Origin of the sequence: Curtobacterium sp. MCLR17_058 (assembly GCF_003234705.2) — a bacterium.
In the GTDB taxonomy this organism is placed as follows: Bacteria; Actinomycetota; Actinomycetes; order Actinomycetales; family Microbacteriaceae; genus Curtobacterium; species Curtobacterium flaccumfaciens.
This window is the reverse complement of the sequence record NZ_CP126262.1, coordinates 2,252,909-2,277,823: the sequence shown is the minus strand read 5'-3', so window position 1 is coordinate 2,277,823 and position 24,915 is coordinate 2,252,909. Positions and strand designations below refer to the sequence as shown.

The following is a 24,915-nucleotide window of genomic DNA, read 5'->3' as shown; positions in this document are numbered from 1 at the left end:
CTCACTCGATGCGCGACGCAGCGCGCGCTACAGACCCAGGGGGCTGCCGTCCTGCACGATGATGCCGTCGGTGATCGCACGCTTCCGCAGCGCGACCTTCGTGCCCACGTCGAAGCCGGCGACGCGGTACTTCTCGCGGATGCGCTTGAGGTAGCTCTTCGCGGTCTCCTCGGAGATGCCGAGCTGGTAGGCGACGCTCTTGACGGGCTCGCCTCCGCCGTACAGGGCCATCACGCGACGCTCCTGGGCGCTGAGCTTCGGGACACCGCCGACGTCACCGCTGTTGATGGCGAGGTCGAGCTCGGCCGAGACGTACTGCTCGCCGCGCTGGGCGGAGCGGATCGCCTCGACGATCATGTCGGCGTCCTCGCTCTTGACGAGGTACCCGAGGGCACCGGCGCCGAGGGCCTCGCGCACGACGTTCGGCTCCGAGTACGTGCTCATCACGACGGTCTTGACGCCCGCGGTCTTGAGCGTCGAGATCTTCAGCGACACCGGGATGGAGTCCTTGAGGTCCAGGTCCAGCAGCACCACGTCGACCGGGAACGCCGGGCTCGTCAGGAGCTCGGGCCAGGTCGTGACGGCGGCCACCAGGGTGATGTCGTCGGCCGCGTTCCGGATCCACTCCGTGAGCGCGCCGAGGAGCATCCTGTGGTCGTCGACCAGTGCGAGTCGGATCGGTTCCTCTGGAGTCGCCATGCTGGCGTCCTTTCTCGGTGCGGATTGCTCGGCCGATCCTAGGAGGATGCGGGCCGGAAGTCGGTCAGGCGTGCGGGTGTCAGGCAGCTACATCGACGGATGTCGGTTCACGACGCAGTGCGCGACGATGTGCAGCGCGCCGTCGCGGACGGTCTCGGTGTACGGGCCGATGCGCTGCAGGGCGCTCCAGGCCGTCGGGCCGAGGCTGCGACGGGGCACCCCGCGGGACTCGATGACGACGGGCACGTCCATGGTGTCGTCGCTGACCGGGTGACCGTCGGAACCGATGGGGCCGAGGGTGACGGAGACGACGGGCATGCCGGGCTGCGCGGTGCGGCCGTCGCCGACCATCTGCCAGATCGCCTGCAGCAGCCCGTCGCGCTGGGTGGGGGAGAGGTGCCCTGCCAGGGCGGTCGGGTCGGCGACGCTCACCGAGCGACCGAGGTGGTCGGACTCGGTGATCGCGTGGTACAGCCAGGTCTCGCGGCGGCCCTCGATCAGGTGCAGGCGGAGCTCGGTGGCGAGCGACGCGGCGACGGAGCTCGAGGCGTCGGACAGCGGCAGCGGGTCGGAGCCGTTGGCGACGGCGTCGAGCAGCTTCTCGGCGGCCAGGTCGAGCCGGGCGAGCTCGTCCGAGGCGAGCATGCCGACGGCGAACTGCGGCGCCTGCACGTTGCTCTGCACGAGCACCCGGTCGAGTTCGCGCTGCACGAGCTGGCGGAACCGCTGCACGACGTACAGCGCGAGCGACGGCGGCACGACGACGAGCGACAGCAGGGACACGATGCCGGGCATGGTGTCGTGCGTGATCGGCGTCGACGCGACGGCCATCACGATGAACGCGATGCCGAGCGCACCGATGGCGACGGCGACCTCGCGGGCGGGGCGGAGCGTGGCGATCGGCAGCAGGGCGAACCCGGCGGCCATCGACGCGGTCGCGGTGTGGGCGATGTCGTGCTCGGGCCAGATGCCGATGAAGTCGAGGGTGACCACGCAGGCCAGCACGACGCAGATCAACGCGAAGGCCGGACCCGTCAGCCGTTCGCCGTAGGTCAGGACGCTGAGTCCGACCCCGACGGCGGCGACGACGTAGAGCCCCCAGGCGACCGCGGGCAACCACGGGTCGGAGTACTCGTTCCAGCGCACCAGGAAGAACGCGATGCCGGCGACGGCCTCGATCGCGGTGAGGACCGCGGCGCCGAGGCCGAGGTACCCGGCACCGAGCGAGGCGCCGGGCTTGGCGGCCTGGCGCAGCGACCGGGCGCCGGTCGACGTCGACGGGAGCCCTCGGGCCTGGCGCCGTTCGCTCGTCCGGTACCGCTCGCGCGCCTCGCGGCGGGTGCGGGGTGCTGGCGGAGCGGTCTCGCCGGGCAGGCTGCGGCCGATGGTGTCCTCGGGGACCCGGGTCATCGCGGTGCCTCCAGGACGACGGTGGTGCCGGAGCCCGGCGCGGAGAAGAGCTTCGCGTCGCCGCCGACCTCGCGCAGGCGGTTCACGACGCTCTCCTTGAAGCCGAGTCGCTCGGCACTGACGGTGGTGAGGTCGAAGCCGACGCCGGAGTCGGTGACCATCGCACGGACGACCTCGTTGTCGTGGACGATCGTGACGTGCGCCTCGCCGACGCCGGCGTGCCGACGGACGTTCTCGAGGCACTCGCCGAGCGCGAGGAGGAACGCGTCGAGCACGTTCGACGGCAGCAGGACCTGCCCGGTGCCGTGCCAGCTGACCTCGAGCCCCATCCGGCCGAAGCGCTGCTTGACCGACTCGAGGGTCTGCCCGAGCGGTGACTCCTCTTCGCGGGTGAGCGAGTAGTCACCGGACTGCGAGGGCTGCGGGGTCGCACCGAGGCGCAGGTGCCGCAGCAGTCGGGCGTCCTCGGCGGCCTGCTCGCGCATCGCCTGCTCGGAGACGCCGACGCCGGAGTGCGCCAGCAGCGTCAGGGTCGCGAGCACGGTGTCGTGCAGCAGGCGGGCACCCTGGCGGCGCTGGGCCTCGGTCTCGCTGGCCTGCCGTTCGGCGCGGTGGGCGGTGCCGATGCTGTAGATGCGGCGGGCGACGCGGGGGATGCTGCGCGAGATCCAGATCGCCACGACGGCCATCAGGATCCACCCGAGCAGTGCGCCGCTGACCGGGGTCGACAGGAGCGAGCCTGAGCCCCAGACCATGAGCACCACCACGGCGCCGCCGCCGGCGATGGTGATGCCGAGACCGACCGGGTGCCCGCGCTGGGCCATCAGCGGTGCCGAGAGCCCGCCGGCGGCCAGGGGCATGACGGCGCTGGCGACGAGGGGTCGCGCCGAGTCGGGGACCCCGGTGAAGAGCAGCACCATCGTGGCGAGCCCGGCGACGACGATGGCGGCGGTCCACCACACTTCGCCGCCGCGAGCGAAGCACACGAGCGCGGTGATCATCGCGGCGATGCAGAGGAGTGCGCCGATGAGGGGCGGCGTGGGCACGGCGGCGGCGGAGAGGATGCCCACGACGCTGACGAGCGCGCAGACGATGCCCACGACACGGGTCGCCGACCGCAGCAAGCGGTCGCGTTCCTGTGCGATGAAGTCCATCGATGTCCTGGTTGGTGACGATCTGGCGGTGCGGGAAACCGAGCGTCGGTCAGTGCCGAGCTCCACGCCATCATTCCACGCGCGCCACCCGTTGGGGGGTCTTCGGCGCGCCGTGGTGGCAGGCGGGACCGTTCAGGAGTCGAGCAACCGCCGCAGGTGCGCCCCGACCTGCTCGTGCTCGATGAGGAACCCGTCGTGTCCGAACTCGCTGTCGATCACCGCTGCGGAGTCCCCGTCGAGCGCGTCCGGCACGCCCGCGGCGATCCGGTGCTGGTCCTCGACGGGGAACAGCCGGTCGCTCGAGATCCCCACGACCAGGGTCCGCGCGGTCACGAGCCCGAGTGCCGCCGACACCCCGCCGCGCCCGGCGCCGACGTCGTGCGAGTCCATCGCGTACGTCAGCGTCACGTAGCTCGAGGCGTCGAACCGCCGGGTGAACTTGTTGCCGTGGAAGTCGAGGTAGCTCTCCACGGAGAACCGGCCGTCGTCGCCGAGCGGGGAGACGTCGCTCTGCCAGGACCGCGCAAAGCGGCTGTTCAGCTCGTCCGACGCCCGGTACGTCATGAGTGCCATCCGTCGGGCCAGGGACAGCCCGCGGTGCGGGCCCTCGCCGACGTCGGCCTCGTAGTAGTCGCCGCCCGCGAACGCCGGGTCCATCTGGATCGCGGCCCGCTGCAGCGAGTTCGCCGCGATCTGGTCGGCGGTGGTCTGTGCCGTCGACGCGAGGACCGCCAGCCGCTGCACGCGCGCGGGGTGCGAGACCGCGAACTCGAGGGCGTGCATGCCGCCCATCGACCCGCCGACGACGGCCGCGAAGGTCTCGATGCCGAGCCGGTCGGCGAGCTGCGCCTGCACCTCGACCTGGTCGCGCACCGTCACGAACGGGAACCGTGCGCCCCACTCCGCGCCCGACGGCGACACCGACGACGGCCCGGTGGTGCCCTGGCAGCCGCCGAGCATGTTCGGCGCGATGACGAACCACCGGTCGGTGTCGATCGCCCGGCCGGGGCCGACGACGTCACCCCACCAGCCGGCGGTGCGGTGGCCCGGGCCGGCGGCACCGGTGACGTGCGAGTCCCCGGTCAGTGCGTGCAGGACGAGCACCGCGTTGTCGCGGGCGGCGTTGAGCGTGCCCCACGTCTCGTACGCCACGCGCACGGACGGCAGGCGGCCGCCGCGCACCCACTGCTCGCCGAGGGACTCGAAGTGGCGTGCACCCGGGTGGTCACCGGGACGCCAGGCACCGGTCACGGGCGGCTTGCCGAGGGTGCCGAGTTCGGTGCCGGGCACCAGGGTGGACGGCACGGAGTCCTCGGGGGTCGTCTGCCAGTCCATCGTGCGTCCAGTCTGCCGGGAGGCGCGGGTCGCCGCCGCCGTGTTACGTCACGCCCGGCGCGTGGCCGGGTGTCCGGGCCGTGCTCGCCGTTCCGTGCGCGCGCATGTTCCCACATCGTGCGCGTCGTTCGACTCGTGGATCGTCGCACCACGCGCACGTACCGGATGCGTGTGCAACGAGCGACGTCCCACGCGTCGATCGACACGTGGGACGTCGCAACATGCACGCGCATCGGCAGGCAGCCAGGCAAGCAGGCAGGCCGCGCGGGACCTACGCGCGCTGGCTCTCCTGCGCGACCGCCCGGGCCGCGGCGAGCCCTGCCTCGAGGTCGGCCTTCAGGTCGGCGATGTTCTCGATGCCGACCGACAGGCGCACCAGGCCGGGCGTGACCCCGGTGGTCAGCTGCTGCTCGGGGGTGAGCTGCGAGTGCGTGGTCGACGCCGGGTGGATGACGAGCGAGCGGACGTCGCCGATGTTCGCCAGGTGCGAGAACAGCTGCAGGTTGTCGACGAACGCCTTGCCCGCGGTGACCCCGCCCTTGAGCTCGAACGACAGCACGGCGCCGACGCCCTTCGGCGCGTACCGGTTCGCGGCCGCGTACCAGGGCGACGTCGGCAGCCCGGCGTACGCGACGGTGGCGACGTCGGGGTGCTGGTCGAGCCACTCCGCGATCTCCTGCGCGTTCGACACGTGCCGCTCGATGCGGAGCGACAGGGTCTCGATGCCCTGCAGCAGCGCGAACGCCGTGTCCGCGGAGTTCGACGCACCGAGGTCGCGGAGCAGCTGCACCCGGGCCTTCACGATGTAGGCGAGCTCGTTGCCGACCGCCTCGGCGAAGACCGCACCGTGGTACGACGGGTCGGGCGTGTTGAACTCCGGGAACCGGTCGGCGTGCTGCGACCAGGCGAACTTCCCGCCGTCGACGATGATCCCGCCGATGACCGTGCCGTGGCCGCCGAGGAACTTCGTGGCTGAGTGCACCACGATGTCGGCACCGTGCTCGAACGGACGGATCAGGTACGGCGTCGCGATCGTGTTGTCGACGATCAGCGGGACGCCGGACTCGTGGGCGACGTCGCTGACGCCCGTGATGTCGAGGACGTTGATCTTCGGGTTGCCGATGGTCTCGGCGAAGAACAGCTTCGTGTTCGGGCGGACGGCGCGGCGCCACTCCTCGAGGTCGTCCTGGTCCTCGACGAACGTCGTCTCGATGCCGAGCTTCGCCAGCGTGTACTTGAACAGGTTGTACGTGCCGCCGTAGATCGACGACGACGAGACGATGTGGTCACCCGCCCCGGCGATGTTCAGCACCGCGTAGGTCTCGGCAGCCTGGCCGGACGCGACGAGCAGGGCCCCGGAGCCGCCCTCGAGCGCGGCGATCCGCTGCTCGACGACGTCGTTCGTCGGGTTCATGATCCGGGAGTAGATGTTGCCCGGCTTGGCGAGCGCGAACAGGTCGCGCGCTTCGTCCGAGTTCGCGAAGACGTACGAGGTCGTCTTGTAGATCGGCGTCGCTCGGGCCCCGGTGGTCGGGTCCGGCTGTGCGCCGGCGTGGACCTGGGTGGTCTCGAACTGCCACTGCGCGGCGTCGTGCTCGGTCATCTTGGTGCTCCTGTCCGGTGCGGCTGGTCGTCGGGTCGCCCTGCGCTCGGCCTGGAGGCGCGGCGCGGCTGTGCGTCGGGTGTCACGGTACGCAGGTGGCCGGGCCCGCACCACCGCACCCGCCTCGGGACGTAACGCGCGCGCCGGTCCCGCCCCGGGCCTCCAGTCCGTCCGGCCGTCCGTCCGCACCGTGCTGTCATCGTCGGACGGTGCGAGGTCGGTGGTTCGGTGCGGCGCTGCCGCGCCGCACGGGACGGGACGGGCAAGCTCGCACCGTCCGACGGAACGCGCACGGTGCGGGGTTCCGTCGGACGGTGCGAGGTCGGTGGTTCGGTGCGGCGCTGCCGCGCCGCACGGGACGGGCAAGCTCGCACCGGCCGACGGAACGCGCACGGTGCGGGGTTCCGTCGGACGGTGCGAGGTCGGTGGTTCCGTGCGGCGCTGCCGCGCCGCACGGAACGGGCAAGCTCGCACCGGCCGGAGTAGCGCGCACGGTGCGAGGTGGCACCGCTACGCCGCGTCGCGGCGGAACAGCCAGTCGACCTTCGGCTCGAGCAGCCACCGCATCCCGCGCCGCACGAAGGGCTGCGCCAGGAAGAGGCTGACGGCGCACGCGATGACGACCATGAGGAGCACGAACGGCCATGCCGAGTGCTCGCCGGCCAGGACGCCGGACTCCCGGATCGGGTAGAGGACGAACGTGTGGAGCAGGTAGACGTACATCGTCGCCGCGCCGAACCGGGTGATCCAGATGTTCCGACGGGGGATGAGCACCAGGAACGACGCCGTCAGCAGGGTCGCGAGCAGCATCAGGCCGAAGCGCACCGCACCCGCCCACCAGGCGTCCTCGCCGAGCCCCGAGTAGGAGTCGTCGTAGAAGAACCAGTGGTGCAGGTCGAACTCCTTGAACTGCGGGATCCAGACCGCGCACGACACCGCCCACGCGGCGAACACCACGACGGCGGCGATCCGCACCCGGACGACCGTGCGGCGGGACGCCTCGTACCAGCGGTCGAAGACGCCCCACTGCTTGACCTGCCACCCGAGCAGGAAGAACGGCAGCAGGCTGATCGCGCGGGACAGCGAGAGCGTCGAGTCGACGTTGTCGAAGTAGCCGACGCCGATGCTGAACACGACCGCCCAGAACAGCGGCCACCGCAGCTGCGCCAGGTACGGCAGGATCAGCTTGAAGATGCCCAGGGCCAGCAGGAACCACAGGGTCCACGTCGGTTTCGTCGGGTTGAAGTCCTTGCCGCCCTCGACGATGCCCTGCACCACGGTCCAGATCGTCTGCATGATGATGTACGGCACGACGATGTCCGTGATCGTCCGGCGCATCCGCCTCGCCGTCGGGGTGTCGGCCGACGAGAAGTAGCCGCTGATCACACCGAACGCCGGCATGTGGAACGCGTAGATGAACGTGTAGAGCGCCAGGGCGTGCTCGCTCGCCGGCGTCTGCCGCTGGATCGCGTGGCCGATGACCACGAGCGTGACCGCGACGAACCGCGCGGTGTCCCACATCGGGATCCGGCGCGGGGCTCGACCGGGCTCGAGCTGCGTCGCCGGGGCCGAGGGGGCGGGAGGGGCGGCATCCGTCGTCATCGCCGGTCACGTTACCGGATCGTGATCTGGACGGCCCGGTGCGGTGCCGGAACCGTCCCGCTCGGTACGGTGGGCGGACCGGGCAACCACACGCCCGGTCACCGACGCAGGAGGTAGATCACATGGCAGCACGGCGCGCAGTCGTCACCGGAGCGAGCTCGGGCATCGGGGCGGCCACCGTCCGGCTGTTCCGGTCGCGGGGCTGGGACGTGCTCGCCGTGGCCCGTCGCGCCGCGAAGCTCGAGGCGCTCGCCGCGGAGACCGGGGCCGACACCCTGGTCGCCGACATCACGGACGCTGACGACGTGGCGACGCTCGCCGCGCGGGTCGCGGACCTCGGCGGTGCCGACGTGCTCGTGAACAACGCCGGTGGGGCGTTCGGTTCGGCGAGCGTCGAGGAGTCCGACGTCGACGACTGGCGCGCTATGTTCGAGGTCAACGTGATCGGCACGAAGCGGGTCGTCTCCGCGCTGCTGCCGCACCTGCGCGACCGCGCTCGCGCGTCCGGGGGAGCGGACATCGTCACGGTGACCAGCACCGCCGGGTTCGTCGCGTACGAGAACGGTGGCGGCTACAACGCCGCGAAGTTCGCCGAGCACGCCCTGGTCGGCGCGCTCCGGCTCGAACTGAACGGCGAGCCGATCCGGGTCGTCGAGATCGCGCCGGGCATGGTGAAGACCGACGAGTTCGCGCTCACCCGGTTCCGCGGGGACGAGCAGAAGGCTGCCGCCGTGTACGACGACGTGCCGGAGCCGCTCGTGGCCGACGACGTCGCCGAGGCGATCGTGCACGCGGTGGAGCTGCCGGCACACGTGAACCTCGACCTCGTGACGATCCGGCCGGTGGCGCAGTCGGCGCAGCACAAGCTGGCGCGCGGCCCGCTGACGCCCCGCTGAGCCGACCCGCGCCGGACTCGCGACCGACCCCGCACTGCCCCCGCGCCGGACCCGCGCAGCGCCCGGGCTGCTGCCGCGGGTCGCGGGCGCGGGCTCCCTGCCGGTACCGTGGTCGGATGCCGATCAGCAGCGAACCCGAGCCCGCGGCTCCGTCCACCGTGACCGTGACGAGCGGGCCCGAGGTACTCGGCTGGCTCGAGTTCGGTGACGCCGCACGCCTGCTCGCCAAGGACGTCCTGTCCAGCGGCTTCGAGCCCGAGGTCGTCGTCGCCGTCGCCCGCGGCGGACTGATCATCGCCGGCGCCGTGGCGTACGCCCTCGGCACCAAGGAGTGCGGCTCGATCAACGTCGAGTTCTACACCGACGTCGAGCAGCGGCTGGAGGAGCCGGTCGTGCTCGCCCCCGCCCTCGACGCCCCGAGCCTGGCCGGCAAGCGGGTCCTCGTCGTCGACGACGTGTCGGACTCCGGCCGCACCCTGCGCCTGGTGGTCGACATCATCCGGAACGCCGGTGCCGACGTCCGGAGCGCCTGCCTGTACTCGAAGCCCGGCACCGTCCTCGAGCCCGACCACGTGTGGCGCCGGGTCGACGGCTGGATCACGTTCCCGTGGAGCGCCCTCGCCCCCGTGACGGCCGAGTCGTGAGCATCCACCTGGTCGGCGGCGGTCTGTTCGCCGCCTCGGACGCCGCAGCACCGTTCCTCGCCGAGGCGACCGCCCGTTCGGCAGCGGTCGGCCGGAGCATCCCGCGCATCGCCCTGCTCTCCGTGGCGGGCCCGGACGGCGGCAGCCCGTCGTCGACGGCCGACATCGCCGAGGTCCTCGGCGGCCCGCGCACGGCCGAGGTGCTCGTCACCGAGGTCGCGGCCGGTCAGGTCTTCGAGACCACCGTCCTGAGCGACGTCGACGCCCTGGTGGTCGGCGGCGGCGTCACCCCCGACTACCTGGCGGCGATCGCCCCGCTCGTCGACCAGCTCCGGCTGCTCGTCTCCGACGGTCTGCCCTACCTCGGCTACTCGGCCGGTGCGATGATCGCCGCCGACCGTGCCCTGGTGGGCGGCTGGCGCATCGGCGGCGTCGAGATCTGCCCCGAGGCGGCGTCCGAGGGGCTGGACGAGGTCGAGCTCCGCGAGGGCCTCGGCCTGGTCGACCTGACCATCGACGTGCACGCGGTGCAGGCCGGCACGCTCGCGCGGCTCGTCGCCAGCGCCGAGGCCGAGTTCGTCACCGCCGGACTCGCGATCGACGAGGACACCACGCTCGTCGTCGGCGAGGGCGCGCTCGAGGTCCGCGGGACCGGCAGCGTCTGGCGTGTGATGGCCGGCGAGGAGTCGGTGGCCGTCGCCACCATGGGCGTGTAGCCGACGTGGAACCACGGCCGCTCGCCGACCTGGTCGACCCCGGCTGGGCCGATGCCCTCGCGCCGGTCGAGCCCGACGTGCACCGGATCGGCGCGTGGCTCCGGGACGAGACCGTGGCCGGTCGCCACTACCTGCCAGCGGGCGGCGACGTGCTCCGCGCGTTCACGACCCCGTTCGACGCCGTCAAGGTGCTGGTCGTCGGGCAGGACCCGTACCCGACGCCGGGCCACCCGATCGGGCTGTCCTTCGCCGTCGACCCGGCCGTCCGTCCGGTGCCGCGGAGCCTGGCGAACATCTACCGCGAGCTCGCCGACGACCTCGGGGTGACGCCCCCGCAACACGGCGACCTGCGGGCGTGGTCCGACCAGGGCGTCCTGCTGCTCAACCGGGTGCTCACCGTGCAGGCGGGCGAGGCCGGCAGCCACCGCGGCAAGGGTTGGGAGGCTGTGACCGACCAGGCCGTCCGCGCCCTGGTCGCCCGTGGCACCCCGCTCGTCGCCGTGCTCTGGGGTGCCCAGGCCGGTTCGGTGCGACCACTCCTCGGCGACACCCCGGTCGTCGCGTCGGCCCACCCGAGCCCGCTCAGCGCGTCGCGTGGGTTCTTCGGCAGCCGCCCGTTCTCGCAGGTGAACGCGTTGCTCGAGTCGCAGGGCGCACCGCCCGTCGACTGGACGCTGCCCGCTCAGTAGGCTCGGCACGTGCTCGAGGAGGAATACCAGCGACGGCGGGTCCTGCCGCGACACCTGCGTGCCCCGGCGGCGACCGAGACGGCCTTCGAGTACCGCATCCGTGCGGCCGAGGTGGGGGACCTGCCCCACGTGCGCGAGATCCACACGCACTACGTCCGCAACTCGTCGGTGACCTTCGACCCGGCGGCCTTCACGTACGCCGCGTGGAAGAAGCGCTACGACGACATCCGGAAGCGCCGCCTGCCGTTCCTGGTGGCGGAGAACCCCGCCGGGCAGATCCTCGGGTACGCCCTGGTCGACGCGTGGAACCCGCGGGACCGCTCGAACCACGTCGTCGAGGACTCGATCTACCTCGGCGCCGCGTCCGGTGGCAAGGGGCTCGGCCGCGCGCTGATGGAGGCGCTGCTCGACGAGTGCCGGTCGGCCGGCGTGCGCGAGGTCGTCGCCGTCATCGCGGACCGCCAGGCCGAGGCGTCGATCCGGCTGCACGAGCGGCTCGGCTTCGAGGAGGTCGGCCGGATGGGCAAGGTCGGCTACAAGTACGACCGGTGGCTCGGCACCGTCACGATGCGGCTCCGCCTGCGCGGCCCGCGGTTGTTCGCACGCCGCCGCTGACGGAGCCGACGCGGTCGACGCGCGTCACGCTCGAGACGCGGCCGCGGGGCGGACGGGAGGCCCGTGGCGGCCCCGGCACGCGCCTCCAGGCCGTCGCCCGGTCGCGTCAGCCCGCCGGCGCCTCGGTGATGAACTCGTCGCGCGTCACGCGGAGCAGCGCGGTGGCCGCCGCCGCGGCGGCGTCCGCGTGACCGTCGACCGCTGCGCGCCCGACGGCCTGGTGCCGGAGCGCCGCCTCGCGCGTCCAGCGCGTGATGGGGTCGCGCGACTCCGACGTGCGGGTGCGGAGCAGCGCCTCGACCGTGCCGGCGAAGTGCGCGAACACGGCGTTCCCCGACCCGGTGAGCAGGGCACGGTGGAAGCGGACGTCGGCCTCCAGGTAGGCGCGGCTGTCCTCGCGTCCGCAGGCGTCGAGCATGTCCTCGGCGGCGGCGAGCACGGCGTCCGCGCCCGCGGAGCCGGCGGTCAGGGACGCCGCGACCGGTTCGACGCCGAGCCGGAGCTCCACGAGCTCCCGCTGCTGCACGAAGTACGCCGGTGAAGTACCGCGCCACCGGATCACGGTGGGGGCGAGCAGCTCCCACGCGGTGATGTCGCGGACGAGCGTGCCGACCCGCTGCCGGGGCTCGACCAGGCCGAGGGACTGCAGGACGCGCAGGGCCTCGCGGACGACCGAGCGGGACACCCCGAACTCGTCGGCGACCAGTTCGGGTCGCACGACGGAACCCGTGGCCAGGTCGCCGTCGACGATCCGCTGGCCCAGGGTGTCGAGCACGTGGGCGTGCAGTCCGCGTGCGGTGGGCATCGTTTCCTCCGTGCAGTACGGGTCACGCGGTCGTCGTGACGCCGGTCCCATCGAAGCGGCAGACTCCGGGGACGGGCGGTTGGCGCGCGGGGCGACCTCGTATAGTCTGATTAATCAGATTATTGAGGGTCGGCGTTCGTCGCGCCAGTCCACCCTCGACACGAAGGCGACGGAGCCGCGCAGCAGCGACTCCAGGAAGGGGCGCTGATGCCTCACGCTCTCCCGGACCACCTGCTCTCCGCGGGTGGCACCACCGAGACGGTCGACCCGTCCGGTTCGATCCCGCAGCTGATCATCGCGGCGCTCGCCGGCATCGTGGTGATCATCGCGCTCATCACCTGGCTGAAGGTGCACCCGTTCATCGCGCTCACGATCGGCGCGCTCGGCGTCGGCATCGGCGCGGGGCTCGCTCCCGACAAGGCGGTCACCAGCTTCGGTGACGGCTTCGGCGCGACCATGACCAGCGTCGGCATCCTCGTCGGGCTCGGGGCGATGTTCGGCAAGATGCTCGTCGACTCCGGCGCAGCGGACCGCATCGTGGACACCCTGGTGCGGAAGTCGTCGAAGGCGGCGCTGCCGTGGACGATGGCCCTGATCGGCGCGCTCATCGGACTGCCCATGTTCTTCGAGGTCGGCCTCGTCCTGCTCATCCCGATCATCGTGCTGGTCGCGAAGCGGAGCGAGGTGCCGATCATGAAGATCGCCGTCCCCGCCCTGGTCGGCCTGTCGACGATGCACGCGTTCGTCCCGCCGCACCCCGGCCCGCTCGTCGCGATCTCCACCGTCGGTGCGAACCTCGGCACCACGCTCGCCTTCGGCATCGTGCTGGCGATCCCGGTGATCATCCTGGCCGGGCCGCTCTTCGCCCGCTTCGCGGCCCGCTGGGTCGACATCCCCGTCCCCGACATGTTCGGGTCGCGTGGGGCGGTCGCCACCGCCGGCCCGGGTTCGGGGTCGGGTTCCGGGTCCGCCGCCTTCGCCGACGACCCGGCACACCCCGGACGGGAGGCCCGGCGCGGCCCCGCCACGCAGGACACCGCGTCCCTGCCCAACGGCAAGAGCGACTTCACGCGCGTCATCAGCGAGCCGCGCAGCCCGTCGTTCACCGTCGCCCTGATCGGCATCCTGCTGCCGGTCGTGCTCATGCTCGCCCAGGCGATCCGTGAGGCCACCGCCCCCGATGCTGCCGGGTCGTGGGTGAGCCTGCTCGACTTCCTCGGCTCGCCGATGATCGCCATCGGCATCGCGGCCGTCTACGCGATGGTCTTCTTCGCGATCGGCGGCGGGATGGACCGCTCGGCGGTGTCGAAGTCGCTCGAGAGCGCGCTGCCCCCGATCGCCGGGGTGCTGCTCATCGTCGGCGCCGGCGGTGGCTTCAAGCAGGTGCTCATCGACACGGGGATCGGCGGCGTGATCGCCGACGCCGTCAAGGACTCCGGCGTCTCGGTGCTGCTCGTCGCCTGGGTCGTCTCGGCCCTGGTGCGCGTGGCGACCGGGTCGGCCACGGTCGCCACGGTGACCGCCGCCGGCATCATGGCGCCGATCGCCGCCGACCTGTCGACGCCGATGACGTCGCTGCTCGTGCTCGCGATCGGCGCCGGCTCGGTGTTCCTGTCGCACGTGAACGACGCCGGGTTCTGGCTGGTGAAGGGGTACCTCGGCACCACGGTGGGGCAGACGTTCAAGACGTGGACGGTGCTCGAGTGCCTCATCTCGGTGTTCGGTCTGCTCGGGGTCCTGCTGGCCGGGGTGTTCGTCCGATGAGCGGCGCAGGAGGAGTTGCTGCTGCCGGTGCGTCCGACGCCGGGCTGGATGCTCGCGTCCTGGTGGTGATGGGGGTCTCCGGGTCCGGTAAGTCGACCGTCGCCGCCATGGTGGCGGAGCAGGTCGGGTGGGAGTTCGCCGAGGGCGACGCGATGCACCCGCCGGCGAACGTCGACAAGATGCACGCCGGCACCCCGCTCACCGACGAGGACCGCTGGCCGTGGCTCGACGTCGTCGCCGGCTGGATCCGCGGACACCTGGACGCCGGGACGAACGGCGTCGTGACCTGCTCGGCCCTGAAGCGCTCGTACCGCGACGTGCTGCGGGCCCCCGGGGTGGTGTTCGTGCACGTGGCCGGTGACGGCGCGCTCATCGAGGAGCGGATGTCGCAGCGTTCCGGGCACTTCATGCCGACGTCGCTGCTGCAGTCGCAGCTCGCCACGCTCGAGCCGCCGCAGTCCGACGAGGCCCACCTGACGATCGCCGCCGACCGCACCCCGGAAGAGGAGAGCGCCGAGGTCGTGGCGCGGCTCGGACTGGTCCGGATCCCGAGAGCCTGATCGGGCGGCGCTCGGCAGCATGGCCGCATGGCGATCGACGACTCCCTCTCGCTCCTGACCCGCGGCTACGGGTTCGGTGCCCACCTGTGGCGCCGGACCCGCCCGGGGGCGCGGGCGGTTGGCTTCCGACTGCTCGGACGTCCGGCGCTGCTCGTGCGTGGTGCCGAGGGCGTCGGGCTGTTCTACGACGGCGACCGCACGGCACGCCACGGCGCGATGCCGGGGATCGTCCAGCGGACGCTGTTCGGCGTCGGTTCGGTGCACAGTCTCGACGGGGCGGAGCACCACCACCGCAAGGCCACCTTCGTCGACGTCGCGTACGAGGACGAGCAGGTCCGGCGGCTCGCACCCCTGCTGACCCGGGAGTGGGCGACCGAACGCGACGCCTGGCTCGCCGGTGGCACCCGGTCGGCGTACGACGCGGCCGTCGGTGCGATCGGCCGCGCCGTCATGCGGTGGGCAGGGCTGCCCGGGACGCCGGCGGCGAAGACCCGGTGGGCGGCACGGCTCGCCCAGGTCGTCGACGGCTTCGGGGTGCCGTACTCACCGGAGTACCTGCAGGCCGTCCTGAACCGGCACTGGTCGGACCGGCACGCCCGGCGGTTGGTCGAGGCCGTGCGCGGTGGCCGGCTGACCCCCGAGCCGCACACCGCCCTGCACGAGTGGGCGTGGCACCGGGACCCCTCCGGGGCGCTGCTGCCGGCCCGGCTGGCCGGCATCGAACTGCAGAACAGCATCCGGCCGGCCATCGCGGTGGCCCGGTTCGTGGCGTTCGCGGCGAAGGAGTTGCACGACCGGCCGGAGTGGCGGGAACGGATCGCCGCCGAGAGCGCGGCGGCCGACGCCGCTGACGGGCCGCGCGTCGACGGCCCGCTCGCCGTCGCCTTCGCGCAGGAGATCCGCCGGACCGCGCCGTTCGTGCCGATGCTGCCCGCCTGGGCCACCACGGACGTCGAGCTGGACGGCGAACACCTGCCCGCCGGCGGGCGCGTGGTGCTCGACATCACCGGGACCGACACCGACGAGCGCTCGTGGGAGCGTGCCGGCGAGTTCGACCCGTCGCGGTTCCTCGGCGTGGACGATTTCGAGTCCATCACGACGTTCGTCCCGCACGGCGGTGCCGACGTCGCCACGGGGCACCGGTGCCCCGGCGAGAAGGTCGCGATCGCCGCACTCGCGGCCGCGGTCTCGGTGCTGAGCGACCCGCGGCTGACGGTCCTCGACGACGGGCTCCAGGTCGACCGCCGCCGACTGCCGACGAAGCCGGCATCGGGCGGGGAGGTCCGGGGCCGCTGCCCCGTCCACTGACCCGGTCGGTTCCCGCCCCGGTGTCCGCCGGCCCGTCGCTCAGCTGAACCGGATCGGGGTGCCGACGGGCAGCGCCGCGAGCGTCTTCGTCATCTCCGCCGAGACCCGAACGCAGCCGTGCGAGCTGCCGGTCGGGTCCGGGTAGTAGTGCAACGCGGTCAGCGCGGCGTTGCCGCCGTACGACGGGATCCGCGACGAGTGCGCCCCGGTCAGGATGATCGGGTTGCCCTGCGTGTACGCGACGCGGGTGTCGACGTACGCCGCCTCGACGTAGGTGGCGGTGTCGGTCGGTGTCGGGTCCTCCGGCGTCCCGAGCCGGGCGGCCTCGGTTGCCGTGACCTTGCCCGACCGGGTGACGACGGACACGGTGCTCGCCGCGACGTCGACCGTGATCATCCGGTCGGTGCGCGTCACGGTGAAGTCGGCGGCCCGGGCCCAGGCGAACGTCGCGCTCGGGGCGTCCGGGTCGCCGCCGTCACCGGGGGTGCGGTTGCGGGACGGCGTCGACACCAGGAGCATCCCGCCGTCCCGGCCGGGGGAGCGACCCCACACGGCGGTCGCCGCGGGCCGGTTGATCGTCGACACCAGGTGGGACAGGGTCGCCACCGGCCGGGCGCGGCTCGACGGGCTCGCGTACAGGGCGACGAGCGGCGTCCGCGGGGTCGCGATCTGCCACGTGTCCTCGGGCTCCACGTCCCCGCCGTCGAGCAACTGCGGCACGACGGCGTCGTGGAACGCCAACGGCAGCGCGGCCAGGGTCGCGTCGGACGGTGCAGCGGGGACGGCCGCGAGCGTCGGCTTCGGTTTCGGCGTGGCGCTCGGGGTCGGTGTCGTCGTGGCCCGGGCCGCGCGGGTCGGCTCCGGTGCTGGCGACCCGACGGTCACCCCCACCACGACGGCAGCGACGGCGAGCACCACCACCCCGGCAGTCGTCGCGATCCAGGTGTTGCGTCGCATGGTGCTTCCCCCTCGGTCGATCTGTCAGCGTTCGGTGACGGTGCCGCCCTCGACCCGCCACTGCCGGTCGAGTCGGACGGTCTCCAGCATGCGCCGGTCGTGTGTGACGAGCAGCAGGGTCCCGTCGTAGGACTCCAGTGCCTGCTCGAGCTGCTCGATCGCGGTGAGGTCCAGGTGGTTGGTCGGTTCGTCGAGGACGAGCACGTTCACCCCGCGGGCCTGCAGCAGCGCGAGTCCGGCCCGGGTGCGCTCGCCGGGGGAGAGCGCCGAGGCCGGTCGGCCGACGTGGTCCGCCTTCAGCCCGAACTTCGCGAGCAGCGTCCGGACGTCGGCGGTCGTGTACTCGGGGACGATCGCCTCGAACGCCGCTGCCAGGGGCTGGTCACCGGTGAACGCCGCACGCGCCTGGTCGACCTCGCCGACCGCGACGCTGGACCCGAGCGAGGCCGTGCCCGTCGTCGGCGCCTGCTTGCCGAGCAGCGCCCGCAGGAGGGTGGACTTGCCGGCGCCGTTCGGGCCGGTGATGCCGATCCGGTCACCGCCGTCGACCTGCAGCGAGACCGGGCCGAGGGTGAAGTCGCCCTGGGTGAACGTGGCGTCCGACAACGTCGCGACGACGGCCGACGACCGGGGTGCGCTGCCGATCGTGAACTCGAGCTGCCACTCCTTGCGCGGCTCCTCGACCTCGTCGAGCCGGGCGATGCGGGACTCCATCTGCCGGACCTTCTGCGCCTGCTTCTCGCTCGACTCCGAGGCGGCACGACGGCGGATCTTGTCGTTGTCCGGGCTCTTCTTCATGGCGTTCCGCACACCCTGGCTCGACCACTCGCGCTGCGTCCGTGCCCGCGAGACCAGGTCGGCCTTCGTCGACGCGAACTCGTCGTACGCGTCACGCTTGTGCTGCCGGGCGATCTCGCGCTCCTCGAGGAACGAGTCGTACCCGCCGCCGAACAGCCGGTTCGACGACTGCGCCAGGTCGAGCTCGAGCACCGAGGTCACCGAGCGCGCCAGGAACTCACGGTCGTGACTGACGAGCACCACCCCGCCGCGCAGCCCACGCACGAACGCCTCGAGCCGGTCGAGGCCGTCCAGGTCGAGGTCGTTGGTCGGCTCGTCGAGCAGGACGATGTCGAACCGCGACAGCAGCAGCGCGGCGAGCCCGACGCGGGCGACCTGCCCACCGGACAGCGCGGTCATCAGGGAGTCCGGGCCGACGCCGTCCGCACCGGAGTCGCCGGTGCCGGGTTCGAGGCCGAGGTCGGCGAGCACCGCTGGGATCCGGTCCTCCAGGTCCGCGGCCCCCGCGGCGAGCCAGCGGTCGAGCGCCGCCGAGTACCGGTCGGCCGCTGCGTCGCCGGCGTCGGGGTCCCCGAGCGCCGCAGCCGCTGTGTCCATCGCCACGGTCGCTTCGGTGCAGCCGGTCCGCCGCCCGAGGTACGCCGCGACGGTCTCACCAGCGATGCGCTCGTGCTCCTGGGGGAGCCACCCCACGAACGCGTCCGTCGGTGCCAGGGAGACCGTGCCGGCCAGCGGCTCGTCGACCCCGGCCAGCAGCCGGAGCAGCGTGGACTTGCCGGCACCGTTCACACCGACGACCCCGATCACGTCACCAGGCGCCACCGTCAGGTCGAGGGAGTCGAACAGCGTGCGAGCGGCGTACCCGCCGGACAGGCCCTTGGCGACGAGCGTGGCGGTCATGCGCCCATCGTCCCACGCGGAGCGGGCACCCCACGTGCAGCAGACTGGGCCGATGGACTCCTGCGTCTTCTGTGCCGTGATCGCCGGTGACGAACCCGCGACGTGGGTCGAACGCGAGGAGCACGCCGTCGCCTTCGCACCCCTGCCCGACTCGGTGCTCGCTCCGGGGCACACCCTGGTCGTGCCGGTCGAGCACACCGCCGACCTGCTCACCGCCGGCCCCACGGCACTCGCCGCCACCACGGCACTGGCGCAGCGCGTCGCCCGTGCGATGAAGGGTGCGCTCGGTGCGACCGGGACCGTCGTGCTGCAGGCATCGGGCGCGGACGCCGGCCAGAGCGTGCCGCACCTGCACCTCCACGTCGTGCCGTGCTGGCCGGACGACGCCACGACGCACTGGCTGGAGCGACGATCGGCGCACGTGGTCGACGGTGATCCGCACGCGCTCCTCGCCGAGATGTTCGAGTAGCCGCCCGAGCAGACCCTGCCCGGCCCGGCGCGACCCTCAGCCGCGCGGCGTCAACCGACCCGCACCCACCGGCAGCAGCCCGCCCCGGTAGTCCAGCGCCGTCGCGCCGCCGCCGACCGACACCGAGGCCGCTCCGAACCGCCACGCACGGTTGAACAGGTACACGCCGATCACCGTGTCGCCGTCGTCCGGCACCGCCCACGTGCCGGTGCCCCACTGGGCCGGGTGCCCCACCCCGTCGACGGTGACGGTCGGCCGGGCGAACCAGGCGAACAGGGGCCGGACGAGCCGGAGTTCGATCCGGCGCTTCGTCGTGCCGGAGGGGAGAGTGGTGTCCACCGTCGAAGGATACGGGCCACCGCCGCCTAGGCTCGGAGCCGTGTTCGAACTCCACCACCTCTCCGCACAGGAACTCTGGGACTGGATCCGCCGGGGCGAGGCGACCGCCCTCGAGGTCACCGAGCACTACCTGTCCCGCGTGGAACGCCTGGACGCCGGACTCGGCGCCTTCGTGACGGTCACCGCGGACGCTGCCCGGGCCCGAGCCGATCGCCTCGGCCACCTGGTGCCGACGTCGAGACCGTTGTGGGGCCTCCCGTCCGCCGACAAGGACCTGTACGACCGCGCCGGGGTCCCCACGCGGAACGGCACCGCGAGCCTGCCGGAGCGGCCCGCGTCGGCCGACCACCCGCTCGTCGCCGCGCTCGACGCGGCCGGCACCGTCAGCCTCGGCAAGACCGCCTCACCGGAGTTCGGCATGTCCTCGTCGTCCGAGACCCGGCTCGGCGTGACGCGGAACCCCTACGACACCACGCGCGCGCCGGGCGGGTCGTCGAGCGGTGCGGCCGTCGCCGTCGCCGCCGGACTCGTGCCAGCCGCGGTCGGGTCGGATGGCGGCGGATCGGTGCGGATCCCCGCCGCGGCGACCGGGCTCGTCGGCCTGAAGCCGAGCCGCGGCCGCGTGCCGTCGATGCCCGGCCGCTCCGGCGTCGGTGGCCTGTCCGTGGCCGGGCCGCTCACCCGGTCCGTCGCCGACGCGGGCATGCTGCTCGACGCGCTGGTCGCGCCGACCGGGCTGCCGGAGCCGTCGCCCTACGCGCTCGTCACCCCCGACGTCGGCGAGGGGCCGTTCACCGCGGCCGCCGTCCGTGGCGAGGGCCGGTTCGTCGTCGGGGTGCTCGAGGGCTCGCCGTGGGACGACACCGTCGACGTGGTCGTCGACCCCGCGGCCCGGGCCGCCGTGGAGACCGCCGTGCGGGTGCTCGGCGAGGTCGGGCACGGCGTCGAGGACGTCCGGATGCCCCGTGTGCCCTACGCCGACGCGTTCCGGGTGGCGTGGGAGAGCTCGGCCGCCCGCCTGCCGCAGGTGCCCGGGATCGACCTGTCGGCGCTGACCCCGCTCGTGGCGTGGCTCGTGGCGCGCGGACAGGCGCTGTCCGGCACGCAGGTCCTCGAGGCGATGTCGACGCTCGACACCTTCTCGACGACGCTCATCGGTGCGTTCGACCGGTTCGACGCGGTGCTCACGCCGACCCTCGCGATGACGCCGCGGCCCCTCGGCTGGTACGGCGACGACCCCGACGAGGACTTCCGCCGCCAGTGCGCGTACTCGCCGTGGACGTCGATGGCGAACGTGTCCGGGCTCCCCGCGATCACCCTGCCGGTCGGCGTGACCGACGACGACCACCCCGACGGTGGCGGGCTGCCGATGGGCGTGCAGCTGATCGGACGCCCCGGCGGCGAGCGTGTCCTGCTCGCGATCGGCGCGCAGCTCGAGCGCCGGTTGCGCTGGCAGCGGCGGCACCCGGCTGCCTGGACCGCCTGACGGGAGGCCCGGGGCCGCTCCGGTGCGCGGGGTGCGGGGGCGCGGCGCTCGGGCGCGCGGCGCACCGTGCGGCGTTGTCCGGCTGGTGCGGCGTTGCTTGCTCGATGCGGCCTTGTAGGCCGGCTCCGTGCGGGCAGGCCCGCACGGAGTGGCGGGGCGCGCACGGTGCGGTGGACTCGTGTGGGTCTGGTCTGGAGGCGCGGGGCGGGCCGGTGCCGTGCCTCCTGTCTGGCGCACGGTGCGGTTTCGTGCGTGTGGTGCGGCGTTGCTTGTCCGGTGCGGCCTTGTAGGCCGGCTCTGTGCGGGCAAGCCCGCACCGAGTGGCGGGGTGCGCACGGTGCGGTGGACTCGTGTGCGTCTGGTCTGGAGGCGCGGGGCGGGCTGGTGCCGTGCCTCCTGTCTGGCGCACGGTGCGGTTTCGCGCATGTGGTGCGGCGTTGCTTGTTCGGTGCGGCCTTGTAGGCCGGCTCTGTGCGGGCAAGCCCGCACGGAGTGGCGGGGTGCGCACGGTGCGGTGGACTCGTGTGCGTCTGGTCTGGAGGCGCGGGGCGGGCTGGTGCCGTGCCTCCTGTCTGGCGCACGGTGCGGTTTCGTGCGTGTGGTGCGGCGTTGCTTGTCCGGTGTGGCCGTGTAGGCCGGCTCTGTGCGGGCAAGCTCGCACCGAGTGGCGGAACGCGCACGGTGCCCGCCGCCCGCCGCCCGCCGCCCTACGGCAGCGTCGGCGCCGCCGCCACCAACGCCCGCGTCACCGGGTGCTGCGGCGCATCGAGGAGCGACACCGGCCCGTGCTCGACGATGCGGCCGTCGGACATCACCGCGACCGTGTCGCACAGCCGCTGCACGACGCCGATGTCGTGCGACACCAGCACGAGCGTCAGCCCGAGGTCGTCGGCGAGCGACCGGAACAGCTCGATCACCCGAGCGCGGACCACCACGTCGAGGGCGCTCATCGGCTCGTCGCCGAACAGGATCCGCGGCGAGTGCACCACGGCGCGGGCGATCGCGATCCGCTGCCGTTGCCCGCCGGAGAACTCGTGCGGGTACCGGTCGACCGTGTCGGCGGGCAGGTCGACGCGCTCCAGCACGGCACGGACCAGGTCGTCGTGCGAGCCCGGGACCTGCAGGGCCCGCAGCGGCTCGGCGACGATCGCGCCGACGCGCATCCGCGGGTCGAGGGACGCGTAGGGGTCCTGGAACACCACCCCGGTCTCGCGACGGAACCAGCGCAACGCACGCGCGGACCGGGACGCGACCACCGGACGGCCGGAGGCGGCGACGGCGCCGGCGGAAGGGGCCTCCAGGCCGGCGAGCAGCCGGACCAGCGTGGACTTGCCGGATCCCGATTCGCCGACGATGCCGAGCCGTGCGCCGGGGGCGACCGTCAGGTCGACGCCGTCGACGGCGGTGCGGACCGGCCCGGGCTCGAACGGGCCGCGGCGGGGGAGTCGGTAGGTGCGGTGGAGACCGGTGGCCTCGAGGACGGGGAGGGTCACGGGGCGGTCCTCCTGGCGGTGGCACGTGCGGCGTCGACGAGCGCGGCGGTGGCGGGGTGCTGCGGTGCGGCGAGCAGGTCCGCGACGCGGCCCTGTTCGACCACCCGGCCGGCGTCGAGCACCACGGCGGTGTCGGCGATGCGCGCGAGCACGGCGAGGTCGTGGGTGACGAACACCATGCCCGCCGGCAGGTGTTCGAACAGGTCGAGGATGCGGGCCTCGGTGGTGACGTCGAGCGCCGTGGTCGGCTCGTCGGCGACCAGGTACGACGGCTCACCCGCCATCGCCATCGCGATGCAGATCCGCTGCCGCTGTCCGCCGGACAGCTGGTGCGGGTACTGCCGCAGCAGCGACTCCGGGTCGGGCAGGCCCACGGACGCCGCCAGGTCGACGGCTGCCGCGCGCGCCGCGCGTCGGTCGAGCCCGCGGTGCAACCGGAGCGGCTCCGCGATCTGCGCGCCGACGCGGCGCAGCGGGTCGAGCGCGGTGCCCGGCTCCTGGAACACCATCGCGATGCCCGATCCACGGTGGCGCGCGCGCTCGCGGTCGGGCAGGCCGACGAGTTCGGTGCCGTCCAGGCGGACGCTGCCGGTCACGACGGCGCCGGTGGGCTCAAGGCCCATCAGGGCGAGCGAGGTCATCGACTTGCCGGATCCGCTCGCGCCGATCACGCCGACGCGCTGGCCGGGAGGCACGGTGAAGCTGACGTCGTCGAGGATCGTCCGCCCCGTGATGCGGACCGACAACCCGCGCACCTCGAGTCCGGAGGCTGCGGTGGCGTGGGCGGGGCTGGCTGCGTGGTCGGTCATGCGGTCACCCCCGGCGTGGTCGTCGCCGGATCGGCGCTCCGGTCGCTCGCGGTGCCGTCGGTCGTCGTGCGGTCGCTCGTCGTCAGCCGCGGGTCCGAGGCATCACGCACCGCGTCGCCGAGCAACGACAGTGCCGCGACGACGAGGGCGATGGCGGCTCCCGGCCAGGTCGCACTCCAGGGGTGGACCCCGATGTAGGTCTGCAGGTCGGACAGCAGGCTGCCCCAGGACGCGGTGTCCGATCCGGCGCCGTAGCCCAGGTAGGACAGCCCGGCCTCGGCGAGGACGGCCGTGGCCATCGCGAGCGACAGCTGCACGGTGAACAGCGGCGCCGCGTTCGGCACCAGGTGGCGGAAGAGCACCCCGGCACCGCCGACGCCGGACGCCCGCGCTGCGGTCACGTAGTCGCTCCGGGCGATCCGCCGGATCTCACCGCGGGCCACGCGGGCGATCGTCACGCCGAAGGACAGCCCGACGCTGACGATCACGACGCCGAGCGACCCGCCGAACACCGCGGTCAGGAGCATCGCGGTGAGCAGGGTCGGGAACGCCACCAGGATGTCGAGCAGGACCGCGGTGCCCTCGCGCACCCAGCGGGCGGTGAGCGAACCTATCGCGGTGAGGACGATCCCGACGACGCTCGCGATCACCCCGGAGCCCACGGCGACGAGCACGGTGGTGCGGGTGCCGGCGAGCAGGTAGCTCGCGATGTCGCGGCCGGCGGCGTCGGTGCCGAACCAGTGCGCGGCGCTCGGGCCCTCCCACTGGTGGAACGGATCGGCGCGGAACGGGTTCTGCGGCGTCCAGACGAGCGACACGGCGGCGAGCACGAGCAGCAGGCCGAGCACGACGACGGCGAAGACCCCGGTCGGTCGGGACACCAGACGGCGGATCATCCCTGCACCTCGCGCTGTCGGGGGTCGAGGGTGCGGTGCACGACGTCGACGGCGAACCCGACGAGCAGCACGAGTCCGGTGAGCACGAGCAGTTCCGACTGCACCTTCGTGATGTCGCGGCGGCCGACGTCGGTCACGAGCATCCGACCGACCCCGGGCAGGGAGAACAGCTGCTCGACGACGACGGCACCGACGAGCAGCCCGGCGATCTGGACGCCGAGCACGGCGAGCACCGTGAGGGCGACGCTCGGCAGACCGTGGCGGAGCAGCGCCTGCGTGCGGGTGAGCCCGACGGCGGCGGCGGTGCGCAGGTGGTCGGCGTCGAGGACGGAGAGCGTGGCGGACCGGGTGAACCGGAGGATCACGGCGCCCTCGACCGCACCGATCGTCAGCGCGGGCAGCACGAGCGACGCGAACGCCCGCCCGGGTTCCGACCAGCCGTCGAGCGGGAAGCCCTGCGTCGGCAGCCAGTGCAGCGTCACCGCGAACAGGGCGACCAGGAGCATGCCGGCCCACACGACGGGCACGGCGGCGACCGCCTGCGCCGCGAACCCGATCACCGCACCGCCCGGGCGTCGACGGAGCACCGCGGCGACCACGCCGAGCGGGACGCCGATCACCAGGGCGGTCGCCAGGGACATCGCGGCGAGCGGCAGGGTGATCGCGAGCTTCTGCGCGATCTCCGGTGCGACGGCACCGTTCGTCACCAGCGAGCGGCCGAGGTCACCGCGGAACACCCCACCGATCCAGTCGAGGTACTGCACCACGACGGGCCGGTCGAGTCCGAGCTGCTGCCGGAGCTGCTCCACCTGCGCGGGGGTCGACTGCGTGCCGGCGACGACCTGGGCGACGTCACCGGGCAGCACGCGGAGCGTGGCGAAGATGATGACGCTCGCCACGAGCAGGCCGACGACGAGCAGGAGCACCCGCCCGATGAGGAACCGGGTCACGACACCGATGCTACGGGG

The 24,915-nt window shown here is 73.1% G+C and carries 24 protein-coding genes; 10 read left to right on the top strand and 14 right to left on the bottom strand.

Translation table 11 applies throughout. The features are described from left to right. Positions 1-27: 27 nt before the first annotated feature. The 6 genes from DEJ11_RS10800 to DEJ11_RS10775 all read right to left on the bottom strand — a co-directional run bounded on the left by DEJ11_RS10800 (position 28) and on the right by DEJ11_RS10775 (position 7,803). Positions 28-699 carry a response regulator transcription factor gene (locus tag DEJ11_RS10800; RefSeq protein WP_017888182.1) on the bottom strand — a complete coding sequence of 224 codons (672 nt, stop codon included), beginning with the start codon at positions 697-699 and terminating at the stop codon, positions 28-30. Positions 700-786: 87 nt separating this feature from the next. Beyond that, a complete protein-coding gene (locus tag DEJ11_RS10795) occupies positions 787-2,109 on the bottom strand; it encodes a hypothetical protein (RefSeq protein WP_111029196.1) in 1,323 nt (440 codons plus the stop codon). Then, positions 2,106-3,263 (bottom strand): ATP-binding protein, encoded by a 1,158-nt coding sequence (locus tag DEJ11_RS10790; RefSeq protein WP_111029197.1) that lies wholly within the window; start codon positions 3,261-3,263, stop codon positions 2,106-2,108. The genes DEJ11_RS10795 and DEJ11_RS10790 overlap by 4 nt, the downstream gene beginning before the upstream one ends. Before the next feature lie 132 nt (positions 3,264-3,395). Next, positions 3,396-4,598, bottom strand: a complete 1,203-nt coding sequence (metX, locus tag DEJ11_RS10785) for a homoserine O-acetyltransferase MetX (RefSeq protein WP_111103424.1) — start codon at positions 4,596-4,598, stop codon at positions 3,396-3,398. Positions 4,599-4,869: 271 nt separating this feature from the next. Next, positions 4,870-6,201, bottom strand: coding sequence for a bifunctional o-acetylhomoserine/o-acetylserine sulfhydrylase (locus DEJ11_RS10780; protein WP_111103422.1), 1,332 nt, complete (start codon positions 6,199-6,201; stop codon positions 4,870-4,872). A gap of 510 nt (positions 6,202-6,711) precedes the next feature. Continuing rightward, complete coding sequence (locus DEJ11_RS10775; protein ID WP_111103420.1) at positions 6,712-7,803, bottom strand: acyltransferase family protein; 1,092 nt, start codon at positions 7,801-7,803, stop codon at positions 6,712-6,714. Between the two features lie 122 nt (positions 7,804-7,925). Here DEJ11_RS10775 and DEJ11_RS10770 point away from each other — a divergent pair, with 122 nt between their 5' ends. The 5 genes from DEJ11_RS10770 (at position 7,926) to DEJ11_RS10750 (ending at position 11,363) form a co-directional block, all read left to right on the top strand. Further along, the gene (locus DEJ11_RS10770; protein WP_110864021.1) at positions 7,926-8,699 is read left to right on the top strand and encodes an SDR family oxidoreductase; all 774 of its coding nucleotides are present in this window, start codon (positions 7,926-7,928) and stop codon (positions 8,697-8,699) included. A gap of 116 nt (positions 8,700-8,815) precedes the next feature. After that, positions 8,816-9,343 (top strand): phosphoribosyltransferase, encoded by a 528-nt coding sequence (locus DEJ11_RS10765; RefSeq protein WP_051596753.1) that lies wholly within the window; start codon positions 8,816-8,818, stop codon positions 9,341-9,343. Then, a complete protein-coding gene (locus tag DEJ11_RS10760) occupies positions 9,340-10,059 on the top strand; it encodes a Type 1 glutamine amidotransferase-like domain-containing protein (protein ID WP_111103418.1) in 720 nt (239 codons plus the stop codon). The genes DEJ11_RS10765 and DEJ11_RS10760 overlap by 4 nt, the downstream gene beginning before the upstream one ends. A 5-nt stretch (positions 10,060-10,064) precedes the next feature. Further along, complete coding sequence (locus DEJ11_RS10755) at positions 10,065-10,748, top strand: uracil-DNA glycosylase (RefSeq protein ID WP_111103417.1); 684 nt, start codon at positions 10,065-10,067, stop codon at positions 10,746-10,748. Positions 10,749-10,757: 9 nt separating this feature from the next. Then, positions 10,758-11,363 (top strand): GNAT family N-acetyltransferase, encoded by a 606-nt coding sequence (locus DEJ11_RS10750; protein WP_027465815.1) that lies wholly within the window; start codon positions 10,758-10,760, stop codon positions 11,361-11,363. 106 nt (positions 11,364-11,469) lie between these two features. On the opposite strand, the gene DEJ11_RS10745 is transcribed toward DEJ11_RS10750, so the two are convergent. Beyond that, positions 11,470-12,168 carry a FadR/GntR family transcriptional regulator gene (locus DEJ11_RS10745; protein ID WP_181433269.1) on the bottom strand — a complete coding sequence of 233 codons (699 nt, stop codon included), beginning with the start codon at positions 12,166-12,168 and terminating at the stop codon, positions 11,470-11,472. A 207-nt stretch (positions 12,169-12,375) separates the two neighbouring features. Between DEJ11_RS10745 and DEJ11_RS10740 the strand changes: the two genes are divergently transcribed. From DEJ11_RS10740 to DEJ11_RS10730, 3 genes are read left to right on the top strand one after another with little or no spacing between them, the layout of a single operon-like run. Beyond that, a complete protein-coding gene (locus DEJ11_RS10740) occupies positions 12,376-13,932 on the top strand; it encodes a GntP family permease (RefSeq protein ID WP_111103416.1) in 1,557 nt (518 codons plus the stop codon). Further along, complete coding sequence (locus DEJ11_RS10735; protein WP_027465812.1) at positions 13,929-14,492, top strand: gluconokinase; 564 nt, start codon at positions 13,929-13,931, stop codon at positions 14,490-14,492. The genes DEJ11_RS10740 and DEJ11_RS10735 overlap by 4 nt, the downstream gene beginning before the upstream one ends. A 27-nt stretch (positions 14,493-14,519) precedes the next feature. Beyond that, entirely contained in the window at positions 14,520-15,800 is a 1,281-nt protein-coding gene (locus DEJ11_RS10730; RefSeq protein WP_111103415.1) for a cytochrome P450, read from the top strand. Between the two features lie 39 nt (positions 15,801-15,839). Here the strand turns inward: DEJ11_RS10730 and DEJ11_RS10725 are convergent, their stop codons facing one another. After that, complete coding sequence (locus DEJ11_RS10725) at positions 15,840-16,757, bottom strand: L,D-transpeptidase (protein WP_111103414.1); 918 nt, start codon at positions 16,755-16,757, stop codon at positions 15,840-15,842. 24 nt (positions 16,758-16,781) lie between these two features. Next, entirely contained in the window at positions 16,782-18,455 is a 1,674-nt protein-coding gene (locus tag DEJ11_RS10720) for an ABC-F family ATP-binding cassette domain-containing protein (protein ID WP_111103412.1), read from the bottom strand. 52 nt (positions 18,456-18,507) lie between these two features. Between DEJ11_RS10720 and DEJ11_RS10715 the strand changes: the two genes are divergently transcribed. Beyond that, positions 18,508-18,924 (top strand): HIT family protein, encoded by a 417-nt coding sequence (locus tag DEJ11_RS10715; protein ID WP_181440819.1) that lies wholly within the window; start codon positions 18,508-18,510, stop codon positions 18,922-18,924. A 36-nt stretch (positions 18,925-18,960) separates the two neighbouring features. Here the strand turns inward: DEJ11_RS10715 and DEJ11_RS10710 are convergent, their stop codons facing one another. Further along, on the bottom strand, positions 18,961-19,263 hold the full coding sequence (locus DEJ11_RS10710; protein WP_111103410.1) for a hypothetical protein: 303 nt from the start codon (positions 19,261-19,263) through the stop codon (positions 18,961-18,963). Between the two features lie 40 nt (positions 19,264-19,303). Here DEJ11_RS10710 and DEJ11_RS10705 point away from each other — a divergent pair, with 40 nt between their 5' ends. Continuing rightward, a complete protein-coding gene (locus DEJ11_RS10705; RefSeq protein WP_111103409.1) occupies positions 19,304-20,749 on the top strand; it encodes an amidase in 1,446 nt (481 codons plus the stop codon). Positions 20,750-21,456: 707 nt separating this feature from the next. Here the strand turns inward: DEJ11_RS10705 and DEJ11_RS10700 are convergent. The 4 genes from DEJ11_RS10700 to DEJ11_RS10685 are packed head-to-tail and all read right to left on the bottom strand — an operon-like array spanning position 21,457 to position 24,897. Beyond that, positions 21,457-22,242 (bottom strand): ABC transporter ATP-binding protein, encoded by a 786-nt coding sequence (locus DEJ11_RS10700; protein WP_111103408.1) that lies wholly within the window; start codon positions 22,240-22,242, stop codon positions 21,457-21,459. After that, the gene (locus tag DEJ11_RS10695; RefSeq protein ID WP_111103407.1) at positions 22,239-23,051 is read right to left on the bottom strand and encodes an ABC transporter ATP-binding protein; all 813 of its coding nucleotides are present in this window, start codon (positions 23,049-23,051) and stop codon (positions 22,239-22,241) included. Before DEJ11_RS10695 ends, DEJ11_RS10700 begins: the two co-directional genes overlap by 4 nt. Then, entirely contained in the window at positions 23,048-23,947 is a 900-nt protein-coding gene (locus DEJ11_RS10690) for an ABC transporter permease (protein WP_111103405.1), read from the bottom strand. The genes DEJ11_RS10695 and DEJ11_RS10690 overlap by 4 nt, the downstream gene beginning before the upstream one ends. Beyond that, positions 23,944-24,897, bottom strand: a complete 954-nt coding sequence (locus tag DEJ11_RS10685) for an ABC transporter permease (RefSeq protein ID WP_071404591.1) — start codon at positions 24,895-24,897, stop codon at positions 23,944-23,946. Before DEJ11_RS10685 ends, DEJ11_RS10690 begins: the two co-directional genes overlap by 4 nt. Positions 24,898-24,915 lie beyond the last annotated feature (18 nt).

Excerpts from the sequence above, each read along its gene's own strand:
- DEJ11_RS10775 (WP_111103420.1), bottom strand. The coding sequence starts at position 7,803 with ATGACGACGGATGCCGCCCCTCCCGCCCCCTCGGCCCCGGCGACGCAG.
- DEJ11_RS10720 (WP_111103412.1), bottom strand. The coding sequence starts at position 18,455 with ATGACCGCCACGCTCGTCGCCAAGGGCCTGTCCGGCGGGTACGCCGCT.
- DEJ11_RS10765 (WP_051596753.1), top strand. The coding sequence starts at position 8,816 with ATGCCGATCAGCAGCGAACCCGAGCCCGCGGCTCCGTCCACCGTGACC.
- DEJ11_RS10745 (WP_181433269.1), bottom strand. The coding sequence starts at position 12,168 with ATGCCCACCGCACGCGGACTGCACGCCCACGTGCTCGACACCCTGGGC.
- DEJ11_RS10795 (WP_111029196.1), bottom strand. The coding sequence starts at position 2,109 with ATGACCCGGGTCCCCGAGGACACCATCGGCCGCAGCCTGCCCGGCGAG.
- DEJ11_RS10690 (WP_111103405.1), bottom strand. The coding sequence starts at position 23,947 with ATGATCCGCCGTCTGGTGTCCCGACCGACCGGGGTCTTCGCCGTCGTC.
- DEJ11_RS10735 (WP_027465812.1), top strand. The coding sequence starts at position 13,929 with ATGAGCGGCGCAGGAGGAGTTGCTGCTGCCGGTGCGTCCGACGCCGGG.
- DEJ11_RS10780 (WP_111103422.1), bottom strand. The coding sequence starts at position 6,201 with ATGACCGAGCACGACGCCGCGCAGTGGCAGTTCGAGACCACCCAGGTC.
- DEJ11_RS10770 (WP_110864021.1), top strand. The coding sequence starts at position 7,926 with ATGGCAGCACGGCGCGCAGTCGTCACCGGAGCGAGCTCGGGCATCGGG.
- metX (WP_111103424.1), bottom strand. The coding sequence starts at position 4,598 with ATGGACTGGCAGACGACCCCCGAGGACTCCGTGCCGTCCACCCTGGTG.
- DEJ11_RS10740 (WP_111103416.1), top strand. The coding sequence starts at position 12,376 with ATGCCTCACGCTCTCCCGGACCACCTGCTCTCCGCGGGTGGCACCACC.
- DEJ11_RS10730 (WP_111103415.1), top strand. The coding sequence starts at position 14,520 with ATGGCGATCGACGACTCCCTCTCGCTCCTGACCCGCGGCTACGGGTTC.
- DEJ11_RS10790 (WP_111029197.1), bottom strand. The coding sequence starts at position 3,263 with ATGGACTTCATCGCACAGGAACGCGACCGCTTGCTGCGGTCGGCGACC.
- DEJ11_RS10695 (WP_111103407.1), bottom strand. The coding sequence starts at position 23,051 with ATGACCGACCACGCAGCCAGCCCCGCCCACGCCACCGCAGCCTCCGGA.
- DEJ11_RS10725 (WP_111103414.1), bottom strand. The coding sequence starts at position 16,757 with ATGCGACGCAACACCTGGATCGCGACGACTGCCGGGGTGGTGGTGCTC.
- DEJ11_RS10715 (WP_181440819.1), top strand. The coding sequence starts at position 18,508 with ATGGACTCCTGCGTCTTCTGTGCCGTGATCGCCGGTGACGAACCCGCG.
- DEJ11_RS10800 (WP_017888182.1), bottom strand. The coding sequence starts at position 699 with ATGGCGACTCCAGAGGAACCGATCCGACTCGCACTGGTCGACGACCAC.